Source organism: Deltaproteobacteria bacterium, assembly GCA_018668695.1.
GTDB lineage: Bacteria > Myxococcota > XYA12-FULL-58-9 > XYA12-FULL-58-9 > JABJBS01 > JABJBS01.
The window spans coordinates 1-14696 of the sequence record JABJBS010000403.1; the positions used below are offsets into that span (position 1 = coordinate 1).

Below are 14696 nucleotides of genomic sequence, written 5' to 3' on the forward strand. Positions count from 1 at the left end.
CGTTGGAGCGCTGGAAGGATCTAGATGGCGGTGAAAGTGCAGTGGTTTACCACGGCCAGCTTGGTGGATGTCCTCTGACTTGTATCGGTATTGAGTCAAAAGCCGTTCAGCGCCGCGGAAGCCGTCCGATTGATGGGCCGGATCAGTGGACCAGTGGAACGCTCTTTCCGCAGTCTTCGCGCAAGGTTGCTCGAGCGATTCAGTCAGCCAGTGGGGTCTCGCCCGTTTTGGTCCTGGCCAACTTGTCCGGTTTTGACGGTTCTCCGGAGTCCATGCGGCGTCAGCAGCTGGAGTTCGGGGCAGAAATTGGACGTTCGGTTGTAAACTTCGATGGTCCGATTATCTTTTGTGTCATTTCTCGCTACCACGGTGGGGCTTATGTGGTTTTCTCACAAGCCCTTAACGACAGACTTACTGCGGTGGCCGTGAAAGGCTCCTATGCCAGTGTTATCGGCGGTGGTCCCGCTGCTGCAGTTGTTTTCCCTCGCTTGGTGAAAAAACGTGTTCGGGATGATGCACGTATCCAGGAAGCGACCGCTAGACTCAGCGACCGAACTCTCCGAACTGCTTCAGAGCAGGCGGAGTTTGCAGCACTTCATAAAGAGGTTGAAGCCGAGATTCAGGGTAAAGTGGCCGCTGAGTTTGATGCTGTCCACTCGGTTGAGCGTGCGATGGAAGTAGGCTCTCTCTCCGGGATTGTCGATCCTGACCAGCTTCGAACTCAGTTGCACCGCCAGCTGAGTGAGGGCCTCGAGCGCTATTTAGCAGAGACCGCAAGTGCTTAAATAAGAGTAAGTTGAATACCATTGGATCCGTGTTAGACTAAAGCTTAGGGATTCGTACCGGGTAGTACGTCTAAATTTGCTGTAAGGCCCAAGATATAGTTAAGTCGGATTCGTTCATGGCGGATAAGGTACACATATTAATCGTCGACGACAGTCGTCACACGAGAAAGCTGTTTACAGATATTCTCGAAGGGGAGGGCTACGCCACGTCGATGGCCAGCGACGGTGTGGAAGCCTTGCAGTTTTTAAGCGCGAATGAACCCGATTTGATTCTCCTCGACATGGTAATGCCACGTATGGATGGCCTGGCGACGTTGGCTCAAATGCGCCGGATGGGCATGGACTCCAAAGTTATCTTGATTACGAGTATTACCCAGTCTGCCGTGATTGCCAGCTGCATGAAGCATGGGGTGAATGAATTCATCGTCAAACCCATCAATAAAGAAGAGCTTTTAGCGAAGATTTCCTTTGTGTTGGGAGGGCCATCTCCAGCTGTTCAAGAAAACTCGATGAGCTTCGCCGCGCTATTTGTGGGTCGAGAACGCGTTGCTGAAGAAGTCCGAAAGATGGTTCCCGGGAATATTCACTTGGAATGTTGCTCCGGTAAGCGCAATGCCGAGCGGATATGCGCCGACCAGCGCTTTGACCGAATTATTCTAGGGTCTCTCCATCCGCCAACTGATGTGCTGCCCCTTCTCAAAGAGCTTCGGGCCGTTCAACCCTCCGCTTCGATTCACGTGGTGTATCTGAGAAGTGAACTCAACCCTGGTACACGCTGCGTATCCGATGGGTTTGACGGCTTTCTACTTAAACCGTTGAGCAAGTCTCAGGTAAGCGGCGTATTGGACACAGATCCCGAGATACCGAAGATTCTGGACATTGAGGATTATGTGATTGAGTTGTCGCCTCCACAGCCGGGCGGCTCTTTAGAGATGACTTACTTTGAGCCGATGCCTGAGTTGATGCGAAAAGCAGTGAATCAAGTAGCGGATGCTCAATTTGATTGTGTTGTTTTTGATGTTTCAAAGGCACCGTTAACCAGCCGATTGATCGATGCCATTGTGGGTCCGCTGAAAGAGGCGGAGGGCCGCGGCCTTGAACCAAGAATTGTGGGCCCCGATTCACTGGAGTCTGTAATTAAGAACCATAAAGTCGGCAGTGGGTTTAGTGTGCACCGCACAGTTTCCGAAGCCATCATTGCACTTGATGAGCGCTTTTCTTAAACGTTATCCAGCTCTTTGAGGGCTACCAACAACCGGTCAACTTCTTGCTCCGTATTGTAGTGGAGCAGTCCCACGCGAAGCGTTCCCTCTGGTTCAATACCCATCGCTTCAGTAAATGGCACCGCGTAATGATTACCGGACCAGGTAAAGATGCCTTGTTCGGCCAAGTACTTGGCGGCGCGCTCAGTGGTTTGGGTCGGGTGAACCAATGAAAGCGTTGGGACTCTTTGATTCATCAGTTCTTTTTCTTGAATACCCAGAATTTTGAATTTGGTTTCTTTCAGTCCAAGCATGAGCCGCTCTAAGAGTTTTTTCTCATGTGACTCGATGGCCGCGAAAGATGCTTTAAGATGAGCACGAAGCGGCTCCTCTGAAGCTAAGCCACTTAAGCTTGCGATGTATTCTATGGCGGCTTTCACGCCCGCAATACCCTCTAGATTGGGTGTACCAGACATCAAGCTCCATGGAAGACCGTCGTCGCAAGGTCTGAGCTTTTCTGAAGGAAGATTTTCAAGGAGTTGTCGTTTACCCCAGAGCATACCCACATGCGGGCCAAAAAACTTATAAGCGGAGGCGATGAGGAAGTCGCAACCAAGCTCTTCGATATCGATGAGCCCATGCGGTGCATAATGAACGGCGTCCACGAAAAATTGAGCACCTACCTGATGAGCAGCATGAGCCATTTTGGCAATGGGGTGAATAGTCCCTGTAGCATTTGAAGCCAGACCCACGGCCACCAGCTTCGTTTTAGGGCCTAGAAGTTCAAGGTAGGCCTCTTGATCAAGCGTACAATTTTCTTGTTTGAGCGGGATGGTCTTGATCACAACGCCTTTTGACTCTGCCGCTTTTACCCAGGGAGTAAAATTTGCATCGTGCTCCGATGAACTGAGGATAATTTCGTCACCTGGTTGCCATTGTGTTTTTAAGGCGCGGCTCAATTTGAGAGTGAGGCTGGTCATATTGGGACCAAAAATGACTTCATGGGGATCTGACGCTCCAAAAAAACCAGCCGCGGCAACTTGCGCCTCTTCCATCAGGGCATCACTCTCAAGGCTTGTGGCAAAGAAACCACCGCCATTGGCGTTGGTGTGAAGCATATAATGGCTGACCGCATCTGCGACGCTTTGCGGAACCTGGGAGCCAGCAGGACCATCGAAAAATACGACGGTTTTATCTCCCAATTTTCTCGTAAGCCCTGGGAATTGTGAGCGAATTATATCTTGCAGGGGTAGAGTGTGCATAGCAACCTCAAGCTTTCCGATGTGTAGTACGCGATGCGGCAAGGACGGTCTACCAATTGGCTATCTTGCGTCAAGGGTTGGCAAGCAGAGAATATGGAGGGATGATTGACCGGGGGAATAATCTTTCAATTATTCCATGATTTTACCTGGGTGACAGTGTACTCAGACGGTGCGATGAGACAGCTAATAGAGCTGTCCGGATCAATAAACACGCAGTGGAGAAATTTAAATGCGGAATCTTCGATGGGTAGTTATAGGCCTCACATTTCTGATGTGTGGCGATGTTTTAGCGGGCAATCTTGGTAATAGAACAAATCACAGTGCGGAAGCCATCCGTTCTCTTCACCGGTCTGCATCAAAAGACGTAGATGCTGCGGTTTACAATCCGGCGGGAACAACATTTTTGAAAGATGGTTGGCATCTCGGGTTTGGTAATCAGTTCATTATCAAGAGCGATACATTGACCAACAACGGCATTGACTATGCAGCCAATGATCCGGTCCTTCTCTATCCGAATATTTCAGCGGTCTACAGTTTTGGAGACTTCGCGGCAAGCTTGCATTTTGGTGTGCCCTCAGGCGGCGGTTCCAAACACTTTAAAGATGGTCACCCTGTATTTACGGCCTATGGTGGACGTGTGGCGAATATTGCCAACAGCGCGGTTCCGGGAGTTGCAAGCGGTGCAACGGTAGATGGCCCAGCGTCGGTTAAGGGAACCTCGCAGTTTATCGGGCTTACTCTGGCGGGAGCTTATGCTCCAACAGATTGGTTTTCTTTCTCCATAGGTGGACGTGTGACCATGGGCTCAATGAAGACTGTGGGTAACGCAACTTATAAATTTGAGCTCACTGAGACAGGTACCATCCTGGCGGACGCGTTTGCTAATGATCCAACAAGCGCTGGATATGCACTGAGCCAGCCCGTGAATATTGCTGTAAACTCTGATGCCTCGGCTATTGGCTTTAGCCCACTTATTAGCATGCACTTTGTTCCTCTCGAAGGTTTGGACTTAACGGTTCAATATATTCACCAAACGAATATGAATTTCACACGTACTTACCCAGATTGCCCAGCGTATGCTGAGTTAGAAGATGGTAGCGCAGATATATCAACGAACAACGATGGTATTTGTGCAAATGAAGAAGGCGTACGCGATGTATCTCGTCTTCTCTATGAATTAGAAAGCAACGACTTTGATAAGGGTACTGTCCGAACGGATATCCCGGCTCAGCTCTCTTTGGGCGCCTCTTACGTCGTCAATGATATGGTTCGTGTTGAAGGCTCTTTTTCATACTTCTTCAACAAGATGGCTAAATGGGGCGTTGAACCGAGCCCGTCTTCAGATAACTTCGGTAACCCAAAAGGCGACCTGTACACCGACGGTTGGGAAACTGGCCTCGTTGTTGAAGTGAGCGTAGATGACTTCTTGGTCAGTCTGGGCGGCATGTATGCGAAAATGGGCTCAACACATGAGTCACTTAGCTTCCTATTCTGGAACAACGATGCTGTATCTGTAGCAACGGGTGCAACTTGGCAGATTAATGAATCCATGACTGCTACGCTTGGTGTCACGTTTGCTCGTTACTTACCAACGAGCAGCGGTGATTTACGCGGAACATTGGCAGCCGATGCTGCTCTTGCAGGTGCTCAAGAACTCGTAGACAGCGCAACGACTGCTGAAGAGACAGCTACAGCAGAAGCAGCTATGCAAATGGCTCAGACGCCGTTCATCATTGATTATGATTGGTATGCCCTGGATATCGCTCTGGGTATGACCTACAGCTTCTAAGGTAGTCGTTTTGCTTGAAGCCGACCGTGTTATCCATCTCCCGTTTTTGGGGTCGCATATCAATATTTTTGTGATTGCGACCCCCCACGGGCACCTTCTTGTGGATACGGGCCTACCGGCAATGTGGCCATGGATATTATGGCGGCTTCGTGCAGAAGGCATTGGGCGCAATACCTTGCGCGGAATCGTTCTCACTCACAACCATATTGACCATACGGGCAGTGCTGCGGCGCTGCAGTCGATGGGTCTCGAGCTTTTGGCGCACCGTGAAGAGGTACCTTATCTTGCGGGGCAATATGAGATGCCTGGTTATGGTAAAGGCATCATGGGTAAAGTGCTTGAGCAGCTGGACGACACTTTTTTAAGCCCACCTGCATTTAAGAATGTTCGCAGTTTGGATTCTGGAGAGAATGTGATGGGGTCTCATTGGCAAGTTGTCCATGCCCCCGGTCACAGTCCAGGTAGCCTTTCTCTATGGAACACTCAAACCGGAGCCTTGATGACGGGTGATACGCTCACTACCAGTTTTGGCACTCCTCAGGGCCCTCACCCTGTGTATACAGCAGATTTACCGAGAGCTATGGCGAGCGCGAGAAAGCTTTTGGATATGGAGCCTCGCATGATTTATCCGGGGCACGGAAAAGTTGTTGAAGGGTCTGCTTTTGAAAGAGTTCGGTTCGATTTACAAGCTTCGCCTGATGTCTGTGGCGGTAGCAACCGAGTCTCACACGCTTAAACGGATAAAACAATTTTCCCAAATTGAGAACTTGATTCAAGCTTTTTAAACGCCTCCGCGTTGTCTTTTAAATCAAAGACAGAATCGACGACGGGTACGAGTTCTTTTTCAGAGACTTGTTTGAGCATCGCTTTAAAGTCTTCAGGAGAACCCATTGTACTGGCCACAATATCAACCTGCTTAAAGAAAAGATGCTGAGGTAAGATAGTCGGCCACTTACCACGAGTACCGCCATAAAAAGCGAGGCGCCCACCATTTGCGAGTAGCCGCGCCAAGTCTCCAAAGCCATCACCCCCGGCTCCGTCTACAATCACATCGAACCCCTGAGGGTATTTTTTAGAAAGCGTCTTCCGCCAATTCTCTCCCGTGTAGAGAATACCGTCATGAGCACCCAGCTCTTTAGCTTTTTCGAGTTTAGCGGGGTTGCTGCTGGTCACCACGACTTGGCAGCCCATGCTTAGGGCAAATTGCATCGTGAAAAGGGCAACACCGCCTCCAATCCCCGACACAAGTACAGTGTCACCAGACTTGCACCGGCCGCGGGTGACCAATGCCCGCCAAGCGGTGACGCCGGCCAGAGGCAGTGCCGCTGCTTGGGCGTGTGTGAGGTGGGCTGGTTTCTCAAAGAGGTTCTCAAGGGGAACATCCACGAAAGATGCGAGCGTTCCATTTTGTGGTAGGCCAAGGATTGAAAAGTCGTCGCTTTGGTAGGCAGGATTATCACCCCAGCCGAGGCTCGGGTTGATGATGACTTCTTTGTTGACCCAATCGCGTGCCTTACCATGAACACTCTCAACAACACCACATCCATCGCTTCCCAGAACAATGGGCGTAACAATGCCAGGGTATTGCCCCTGAGTAATCCAGAAATCTCGCCGATTCAGCGCAGCCGCTTTGATTTGAACCCGCGCGTGGCCAGGAGCAAGTTGAGGAAGTACCTGTGGTTGAATTTCAAAAGGCTTACCAATTTCGAGTAGTGTGAGTGCGTGCATAAAAAGACACTGCACCAGAGGAGGGTGAAGAACAAGCCTATTCAAGCGCTTGCTGAGGCTTGGTTGTGATTAGATTTTAATACTTTTGATTCGGAAGGATTTGAATTGAATGGAGGTAGAATGCTTGAGCGACTTAGAAATTGAATCAAATTTATTCAGTTTGATGATAGGCGTTTTTGATTTCATTTTTCGCGGAGCAGTCTTCGCATGCTGACGAGGATGATTAAAATGGGTCAGTTTCCAAGCTCCAAACCCTCCCTTTATGGACTTGGTGCTGACCTTGAGCATTCCGTTTGCGGTTTTGAAAGTGCGTGTCTTCATTACCTTCGCATCTACATGAATCCCCATATCGACGTTCTTAAAGTCCATGCGCATGGTCATACTTTTGCCATTGAATGTACTTTTAGTGTCGACTGCTTTTGCATAGCTCGAATTGACGTCTTGAATGTGATGGAGCGTAAAGAGTGAAGTAGGAGCAATGGTGAGCGTGAGCGGTCCCGGTACGCTGGTGCCAAGAGAGATATACGCCCAGCAGCGGTAAACCAAATCGTGCTCAATAAGCTCTTCATAGTGTGAGTCTTTAAACCGGTTGGACGCGGGGATAAGCGGGGTATTTAATTTTGGTTGTGTCGGATGGGGTAAGCCAAGAGTTAGCCTTGCTCGGTCTGAACGCAACGTCGTTATTTTTGCGTGGGTAGAATGAGCTTTTAAAGCAGTGTGCGGCATGAGGTATTCGTAGTAATCGATATCATAGCCGTAAAGGTTGTTGCTTGCATCGGTGGAGAACTGCACAGGTACAAGGTTACCAGGTGCTACATTCGTGGTGAAGGTTCCGAGGTCACCGTGATAAACATGCTCGCCCAGGACGAAGTAATCTTGGTTGAGTTCTGTTTCAAACTCGCTGAAGTGAATCCGGATACCACGGGCTTGCTCTGGTGCTTCGAGTTCCCAATTTTCCAGTTGGTTTTTTTCATATGGGTGAGAGGTGGAGAGACCTACGTCTACACGAACCCAATCTGCCTGTGTCTCATCAACTTGGCTCGGTTCTAAATGACTGAGTTCCACGGACTCGCCGGAGCAGCCAATGCCCAGAAGGAGAGACATGGTGAGAGCGGTGATGAAGCCAGTAACAAAGCAGCGTTTCATTCGGGTACCTCCAAGGATGAAACCTTCCACTCTTGAGTATACCCGATTTTGGTCCTTCTGGAAATTCGTAGGATATCCTACATCGGCCTACGTTGTTGATGAGATGAGCATCAGAATGTGCTCTAAGGTTTCCTAGAAGTCATCAGGAGCAGGATTGGTAATGATATCGGCGCACTCCGGATCCTCCATATCGACCAGCTGGTTGCAATTGTTGTCCAGGCCATCAAAGCAGTCTTCGAGCGCATCGGGGTTCACGTCAGGGTTTCCTTCCAGGCAGTCTTCATCACCAACGTAACCATCCCCATCAATATCGGGAGCTGGGTTCACAACGATTTCTGGACACTCATCGTCGGCCTCATCTGTAAAGGTATCACAATCGTTATCGATACCGTCGAAGCAGTCTTCAACCGCATCGGGGTTCACGTCTGCATTTCCTTCGAGACAATCCTCGTCGCCAACGTATCCGTCGCCATCAATATCTTCAGGTCCCGGATTGATGACGATTTCCTCGCAGTCTGGATCGGCTTCGTCGATTAGGTCGTCGCAGTCGTTGTCGATACCATCGGAGCAATCTTCAACTTCATCTGGGTTAGCATCGGCATTGCGGTCATCACAGTCTTCGTAATCGTAAAACCCGTCTTCGTCATAATCCTCTGGAGCGGGATTGGTCACGATTTCTTCGCAGTCCAAGTCGGCTGTGTCGATTTGGTTGTCACAGTCGTTGTCTTTTGCATCGTCGCAGATCTCTGCGGCATCTGGATTGATGTTGGCATCTGAGTCATCGCAGTCATCGTATTCGTTAAACCCATCGTCATCGAGGTCTTGAGGGACAGGGTTGGTGACCATCTCGGGTCCCGTATCCTCGTCACCACAACCACTGAGTGTGAAAGCGGCACCTGTGGCGAGTAGGTAGCCAAGCACAATGGCTAAGATGCTGATATTACCGCTGCAACCCGCTAAAATAAGGCCTCCAGCAATAACGACAGAAATACTTGAAACAATTAATTTAAAAATTTTCATAATGAACCTCTTATGGTTAAGACTGTGGGCGTTTCTCCCAAGCCTCATTCGCTTTAAATCCTGATTTTTCGAATCGTCGAATCACATCGTCTTGGATGCTCTTGTAAAAAATTCCCCGACGTTGTTTAGCCGGCAGTGAGCCAAAGGGCATGGTTGGTCCTGTCACCAATGGACGCTCTGTGGTTGGGGCGGGTTTGGCGGAACTCTCTACCGACTTTTCTGCAGACCTGAGGTACCGAGGGAGAAGCTTAGTGAGAGCCTTGTGCTCTTTAGCGGTGAGCGTGGGGGCAAGATGTTCCATAAGGCGCCATCCGAAGCGGCTATGGATAGACTCATCTTCGACAAGCTGTTGTAAAACGCTTCTGGCCAGAGGGTCTTTGGCCTCATCACGAACTGCGGCAAGCAACCTCACTGAGATAGTTTCACCAATACAAAGGGAACCCATCGCGCATCGTAAAATGCGTTCTCGTGGTGAAAGCTTTTTATTCGAGCGGACGAAGGTTGGCTCTTTGTTAATGACGCCGTCGCCCCCAAGAGCGATGACCATTCTTCGGCAAAGTTCAACATGCCGAGCTTCGTCACGAACAATGCGGATGCCAGCTCCGAGGATATCAAAGGGCAGTCCGATTTCGGTCATTTCCGAGAGCATTTCTGTAAAAGCTACCTGGGAACGATACTCATCGAGTGTGCGAAGCTCCCAAGCTCGGCGTCCGCGGTGAAGTTCACGGGTGGTATATTGGCTGGCATCAAAGGCTTTGAAGGCACGGATGTGTAAATCGTCATCCAGGCTTTCATCGGTAAATCGATGATGGATTGTGGCGAGGTGTCGAGGACCATTTGATAAATCAAGCATAGTGAACTCCGTGCAGGTTGTATGCCATCAGCACACATGACGGATTCATTCTAAGCCATTAATAACAATAGTGAAATTTTGGGTAAAGATTAACCAGGAGAGGCCGTTTGTATCAGGGTGTTGTCTTGAGCGTTGGCTGTCTACGAATGGAAACAGTTTTACGTGTAAAGAATGCCTACGATAGCGCCGGTAAGGCAGGTGGCCATGGTACCTGCAAGAATGGATTTACCACCCAGGTTTACAATTTCTTCTCGTCGCCCTGGTGCCATCGTGCAGAGCCCACCAAGCATGATGCCCAGGCTGCCCAGGTTGGCAAAGCCGCACATGGCATAGGTCATAATAATCTTACTTCGCTCACTGAGGCTTCCCGGAGCAAGCTTACCCATATCTAGGTAGGCTATGAATTCGTTGAGTACTGTTTTTGTTCCCATCAGCATTCCAGCCGTATGGGCCTCTTGCCAGGGTACACCCATGAGCCAAACCACCGGTGCCATGATCCAACCCAGTACCCGCTGAAGGCTTAGGGGAGAACCTTCGATATTCGGCAAGAGTGCCAAAATGAGATTGGCCAGTTCAACCAAAGCAATCAGGACAACAAGCATGGCGATGATATTTAAAAGCAAGCCAAGCCCCGATGTGGTGCCTCGAGTGACGGCATCCATGGCGCTTGTGGCTGGCATGGGATCGATAAGGTCACCTTGGGTGGTGGGTTCGGTTTCGGGGATGAGTAAAATTGCAACGAGGATAGAAGCGGGGGCACTGATGATGGAAGCCGTAAGCATATGGCCCATAGCATCAGGCATGATGGGTGTGAGAATATTGGCATAAAGCACCATAACCGTGCCGGCAATTGTAGCCATACCACAGGTCATGATTGTGAAAATCTCACTTCGAGTCATGCGCTCTAGGTAAGGGCGAATGAAAAGTGGAGCTTCAACCATACCAACAAAAATATTGGCGGCAGCCCCCAGCCCTAATGCGCCGCCGATGCCCATGAGTTTGGTGAGTGCTTTGCTAAAGAGCCCAACGACCGCAGGGATGACCCGCCAATAGAATAAGAGGCTAGAGAGCGCGCTCACCACCAGGACCAAGGGTAAGGCTTTAAATGCGAGAATAAATGCGCTGCCGGGAAAGGGTTCCGTGAACGGAAGGGCGCCGCCTCCGAGGTAACCAAACACAAAAGAGGTGCCGGCGCTGGTGGCTTTATCTAGCATTAAGACAACTTCGTTAAGTGCCATGAAGATGCTCTTAAATACGGGAACTTTAAGTAAGAGAGCTGCCAGTAGAACTTGCACCGTGAGGCCAGCGACAATAGCTCGCCACGCAATCGCTTTTCGATGTTCACTGATTAGGTAGCCAAAGCCAATAAAGGCTACAACGCCTAAGATTCCTTGAAACATAAGTATGCCCTAGAAGTAAAAGTCTAGCTCAACAGCGAGTGCGGTTCGTCGTACATAAAACTCGATGGACTCATCTTCATTGAGACCACCGTTAGGAATCATTTGAGAGAACCCGGTTGTAAAGTCCATCCAATCAAGGCAGTGCCATGTAAGCCCCGTGCCCACCAAGAAATGGTCAAAAGACCAACTGAGCGAGCTCAGCGCTTGTTGGGTGTGTGCTGCTCGGTTGAATAGAAAGCCCGTGCGAAGCGTGAGTGGCTTGAGCACTCGGTATTCAATGCCCAGCCCGCCTTCCCAGCCGTTGCGGTAGTTGTCGGTATTTTTTCCTCCGGCGGCATTCGGACCTTGTTTGGAAAACTTGTTGAAATAGATGGCCCAAGAAGAGGCGACCTGAAGGTTTTCTGTAAGGTCGTAGCTTACGCCCATGGCAAGCACGGGTGGAATGTCTTTACGTATGCCGTCGCCATCGGGGTAGAGCCCGGTCGAATCTTCGGCAGTGCTGAAGATGTATTTTAGTTTGGTATTCGACTGGTATTGAAGACCTATATTAAGCTCTGGGGTGGGCTGGATGTGCATACCCAACATAAAACCAACACCGCTGGCATTGTGAACTGTATCAACGACTGCTGGATACTCCTGGAGTACACCCAGGTCTTCATTGATGATGTCGTATGTGTTGTTGGCTGTATAAGTGTATTGGCCATCTACATACCGAACGGCTGCGCCAATAGAGAGCCAATCTGTTGGCTTGTAGTAACCGCCAAATGTGAGGCCAATAATCATTGCGGTAGCTGTGACGCGGCCCCCTTCCTGGGCTTTTACATCAGTAATAGCTTCAGGAGGAATATCTAAATCGACTGCAAGTTGCCGGGCCACATCGAGGGCGAGGTCTTCGAATTCGACGTAGAGAGGGTGACCTGTTTTGAAGTCAGCACCACCACCTGCCGGTACACCGCCATAGAAATACACGCCCCAATCACCATGATTGTAGTTGATGTTGAGGGTCGGGATAGCTGGTACCCCGTTGGTTGCATCGTAATTGGTTCGTTCCAAATCAGGCGTAGCGCGAAAACTTAATCGTTCCAAGCGAAACCAAGTTTGGTTCGCAGCCATCACCGAAAACCCTTTTCGACCAAAAGCCTGCCCCGCAAGGTTGTAGGGTCCGGCATCGGCATCGATGGATGCGTGACGGTTAAGGCTCCCGAAGTAGCGTGCACTGTAAGCGGTAAGACTTGAAAGGCTTCCAGCCAGAGCTGGAGTGCTTGTGAGCGAGGCCATGAGAACAAAGACAAAAAGGCGACTTATCATAAGAAGGCTGTGTCCTTTTGTAATAACGGTGGACGCGTCTGGAAAGATGGTTTCTCATAACATAAGTTTGATTGTAAAGAACCCCTCAGGAGCTACTGGTATGAGCAAAGAAAAATACGTTCCTCAGCTCGTTGCTCAGTTAGAGAATTATAGTTGGCGTGAATGGCCTGCTCTTCGGGGGCAGACGAATGATATTCGTTGCGGCGTCCTTATACCGATGCAAGTTTCCAATGACATCATGGTTTATGCTGGCCTGCGGTCGGGAGGTTTAGAGAATCACGCGGGAGAAATTTGTTTTCCGGGGGGGCGACCTGAAAAAGAAGATACGGGCCTCGAGGCGACTGCTTTGCGGGAGGCTTCAGAGGAGATGGGTATTTCAGACGTTCAAATACTGGGACGGCTGTCCTCTATGCCGCTTTACACCTCGAATTATCGTCTGGAACCTTTCGTAGGACTCATCGGGAATGATGTTCCGGTGGAAGATGGATCTGAGCTGGTCGCCGTCCTACCGGTGTCGATGCGGGAGCTTCTTGGTAGACCTCGGATCAATGCCCTGGCTTGGGACGATAATGGTTCCGAAGCACTGTCGCCCGTGTTTGAGTTGGCCAATCGGTTGATGTTTGGAGCAACGGCTTACGTGCTCTATGAGTTGCTGACAATTTGTGCGCCCGTTTTGAGCCTAAAGTTGCCGCCCATGGAAAAGGGCCCCTACACCTGGGACGATATTGTGAAATCGACGAAGGTATCAGCCGAGTAGGCTTTGAAGGATTTCTTTAATTGCCTTGCTGTCGACTCGTCCCTTGTTGTCTTTCATCACAAAGCCCATCACCTTGCCCATTTCTTTCATGCTCGATGCGCCGGTTTTCGAAACAGCGTCTTTGACGATGGCCTCGAGCTCGGCACCTTCAATTTGAGCCGGTAGGAAAGGTTTGAGGTAGTTGATCTCAAATTCAAGCTCCGCAAGCTTGGCCGCACCTTGCTCTCCGGTCTTTCTGTACTCTTCTGCCGCTTTACCCATGCGCTTGATGTATGCCGCGATGACTTCTTGCCAGATTGCGTCTGTGGCTTCTTGAGGGCCATTGGGCTGGTTCATGCGCTCTTGCATTGCGGCGCGGACCATTCGAACGACGCCGAGAGTCTGCTTGTCTTTGGCCTTCATAGCGGTTTTCATTTGGTCTTTGAGTTGGTCATCGATGCTTTGGCTCATGGGAGGTTTCCTTTTCACAAGATTCTCAAGGGTCTTTGAGTTGATGCATTAACCTCTGAGCAGCGGGGGGTCAATTGCCGCTCTAAGATGTGGGGTCCTCTCTTGATTATGAAGAGAGTTAAACAAGTGTGAAACTTTCTACGCACCTGTTTTTACTCATGATTATTCGATCGAGAGCATACGATTTGGTCTTGCGCGCTCTGACCCTTTCACTTAGGAGCAACTAAAAATCGCACACCAGGGGAGAATCAGATGACAGGATTGGGAACAGCGCTAAAGACGGATGTGAAGCCTAAGGAACTATACCCAACCGAGATTCAGCCACCGGCTCAAGAAGAGCGGGTGAAGCGCCTGGCTAGCTTTGCGGCGCCTGGAGAGCGAAAGAATCGTTACACTTTACCAGATGGGCTGCAGTCGAACTCTCCCATAGGTTACCGAAAGCGTATGCCACTAACCGAGAGCGAAGTTGACGAGGCTTTAACTTTACTTTCATTAGAGAGACCCTCAGCCTTTGTTGAGTGCGAAGGCCCTACAGAGCAGGAACTCTTTGAAGAGTGTTCGTTGGGTGTACTGGCGAGTCGCCAATCGACAAATTTCCGCGGACATCAGCAGGTTACTTTTGGACCGGAAGACAGCGCTGAGATTGCCAGTCTGATGAAAGAACTCGGTCATTTGGACGCGCCTGTTTTGGACCATGCGGCTTATACCCATGTTGTATTCTCACGTCCGTACCGAACGCCATTCACCATGCTGCTCACGTTGGTCGGGCACCGCTCGTTTACCAGTCTTTTAACTGTACCGTTTCGAGTGTTTAAGAAGCGAACTCAGTTTGTAAGTGACATCCCGACCATTGGTTATTTGCAAGAGTTGCACCTGGGAATTTTGGCCGATTCGACAGAGCGAGCTGCTGTTTTGGCATCGGAAGGTCGTCGCCGTGCTCAGGTACATTTAAGACCGTTTTGTGGCGCTCGCAAAGAAAACAAAAAGGTCATCGCA

At 50.0% G+C, this 14696-nt stretch carries 14 protein-coding genes; 6 read left to right on the plus strand and 8 right to left on the minus strand.

All coding sequences use genetic code 11. From position 1 onward, the window contains the following. Together HOK28_23945 and HOK28_23950 are read left to right on the plus strand one after the other, a co-directional pair. The coding region (locus tag HOK28_23945; GenBank protein MBT6436162.1) for a fused acetyl/propionyl-CoA carboxylase subunit alpha/methylmalonyl-CoA decarboxylase subunit alpha at positions 1 to 785 on the plus strand (785 nt) is incomplete at its 5' end. 116 nt (positions 786 to 901) lie between these two features. After that, positions 902 to 2008 (plus strand): response regulator, encoded by a 1107-nt coding sequence (locus HOK28_23950; protein ID MBT6436163.1) that lies wholly within the window; start codon positions 902 to 904, stop codon positions 2006 to 2008. Here the strand turns inward: HOK28_23950 and HOK28_23955 are convergent. Further along, a complete protein-coding gene (locus tag HOK28_23955; protein ID MBT6436164.1) occupies positions 2005 to 3249 on the minus strand; it encodes a cysteine desulfurase-like protein in 1245 nt (414 codons plus the stop codon). The genes HOK28_23950 and HOK28_23955 overlap by 4 nt on opposite strands. A gap of 229 nt (positions 3250 to 3478) precedes the next feature. Here HOK28_23955 and HOK28_23960 point away from each other — a divergent pair, with 229 nt between their 5' ends. Both HOK28_23960 and HOK28_23965 read left to right on the plus strand, forming a co-directional pair. Then, the gene (locus HOK28_23960; protein ID MBT6436165.1) at positions 3479 to 5038 is read left to right on the plus strand and encodes a hypothetical protein; all 1560 of its coding nucleotides are present in this window, start codon (positions 3479 to 3481) and stop codon (positions 5036 to 5038) included. A 10-nt stretch (positions 5039 to 5048) separates the two neighbouring features. Continuing rightward, positions 5049 to 5774, plus strand: a complete 726-nt coding sequence (locus HOK28_23965; GenBank protein ID MBT6436166.1) for an MBL fold metallo-hydrolase — start codon at positions 5049 to 5051, stop codon at positions 5772 to 5774. On the opposite strand, the gene HOK28_23970 is transcribed toward HOK28_23965, so the two are convergent. The 6 genes from HOK28_23970 to HOK28_23995 all read right to left on the minus strand — a co-directional run bounded on the left by HOK28_23970 (position 5771) and on the right by HOK28_23995 (position 12493). Beyond that, positions 5771 to 6766 (minus strand): zinc-binding dehydrogenase, encoded by a 996-nt coding sequence (locus tag HOK28_23970; protein MBT6436167.1) that lies wholly within the window; start codon positions 6764 to 6766, stop codon positions 5771 to 5773. The genes HOK28_23965 and HOK28_23970 overlap by 4 nt on opposite strands. 69 nt (positions 6767 to 6835) lie before the next feature. After that, on the minus strand, positions 6836 to 7912 hold the full coding sequence (locus HOK28_23975; GenBank protein ID MBT6436168.1) for a hypothetical protein: 1077 nt from the start codon (positions 7910 to 7912) through the stop codon (positions 6836 to 6838). Between the two features lie 132 nt (positions 7913 to 8044). Then, entirely contained in the window at positions 8045 to 8932 is an 888-nt protein-coding gene (locus tag HOK28_23980) for a hypothetical protein (protein MBT6436169.1), read from the minus strand. 16 nt (positions 8933 to 8948) lie between these two features. Further along, positions 8949 to 9785: a ferritin-like domain-containing protein gene (locus tag HOK28_23985; GenBank protein MBT6436170.1), complete on the minus strand. Its 837-nt coding sequence runs from the start codon at positions 9783 to 9785 to the stop codon at positions 8949 to 8951. A 158-nt stretch (positions 9786 to 9943) separates the two neighbouring features. Continuing rightward, complete coding sequence (locus HOK28_23990; protein MBT6436171.1) at positions 9944 to 11185, minus strand: nucleoside:proton symporter; 1242 nt, start codon at positions 11183 to 11185, stop codon at positions 9944 to 9946. Between the two features lie 9 nt (positions 11186 to 11194). After that, a complete protein-coding gene (locus HOK28_23995; protein MBT6436172.1) occupies positions 11195 to 12493 on the minus strand; it encodes a hypothetical protein in 1299 nt (432 codons plus the stop codon). 100 nt (positions 12494 to 12593) lie between these two features. Here HOK28_23995 and HOK28_24000 point away from each other — a divergent pair, with 100 nt between their 5' ends. Continuing rightward, positions 12594 to 13250 carry a CoA pyrophosphatase gene (locus tag HOK28_24000; protein ID MBT6436173.1) on the plus strand — a complete coding sequence of 219 codons (657 nt, stop codon included), beginning with the start codon at positions 12594 to 12596 and terminating at the stop codon, positions 13248 to 13250. Here HOK28_24000 and HOK28_24005 read toward each other — a convergent pair. Further along, positions 13239 to 13700 (minus strand): GatB/YqeY domain-containing protein, encoded by a 462-nt coding sequence (locus HOK28_24005; GenBank protein MBT6436174.1) that lies wholly within the window; start codon positions 13698 to 13700, stop codon positions 13239 to 13241. The two genes, HOK28_24000 and HOK28_24005, sit on opposite strands and share 12 nt — an antisense overlap. Positions 13701 to 13952: 252 nt before the next feature. Here HOK28_24005 and HOK28_24010 point away from each other — a divergent pair. Continuing rightward, positions 13953 to 14696: hypothetical protein (locus tag HOK28_24010; protein MBT6436175.1), on the plus strand; the 744-nt coding region annotated here is incomplete at its 3' end.

Coding starts and splice junctions, on each gene's coding strand:
- HOK28_23950 (MBT6436163.1), top strand. CDS start 902: ATGGCGGATAAGGTACACATATTAATCGTCGACGACAGTCGTCACACG.
- HOK28_23955 (MBT6436164.1), bottom strand. CDS start 3,249: ATGCACACTCTACCCCTGCAAGATATAATTCGCTCACAATTCCCAGGG.
- HOK28_23960 (MBT6436165.1), top strand. CDS start 3,479: ATGCGGAATCTTCGATGGGTAGTTATAGGCCTCACATTTCTGATGTGT.
- HOK28_23970 (MBT6436167.1), bottom strand. CDS start 6,766: ATGCACGCACTCACACTACTCGAAATTGGTAAGCCTTTTGAAATTCAA.
- HOK28_23975 (MBT6436168.1), bottom strand. CDS start 7,912: ATGAAACGCTGCTTTGTTACTGGCTTCATCACCGCTCTCACCATGTCT.
- HOK28_23980 (MBT6436169.1), bottom strand. CDS start 8,932: ATGAAAATTTTTAAATTAATTGTTTCAAGTATTTCTGTCGTTATTGCT.
- HOK28_23985 (MBT6436170.1), bottom strand. CDS start 9,785: ATGCTTGATTTATCAAATGGTCCTCGACACCTCGCCACAATCCATCAT.
- HOK28_23990 (MBT6436171.1), bottom strand. CDS start 11,185: ATGTTTCAAGGAATCTTAGGCGTTGTAGCCTTTATTGGCTTTGGCTAC.
- HOK28_23995 (MBT6436172.1), bottom strand. CDS start 12,493: ATGATAAGTCGCCTTTTTGTCTTTGTTCTCATGGCCTCGCTCACAAGC.
- HOK28_24000 (MBT6436173.1), top strand. CDS start 12,594: ATGAGCAAAGAAAAATACGTTCCTCAGCTCGTTGCTCAGTTAGAGAAT.
- HOK28_24005 (MBT6436174.1), bottom strand. CDS start 13,700: ATGAGCCAAAGCATCGATGACCAACTCAAAGACCAAATGAAAACCGCT.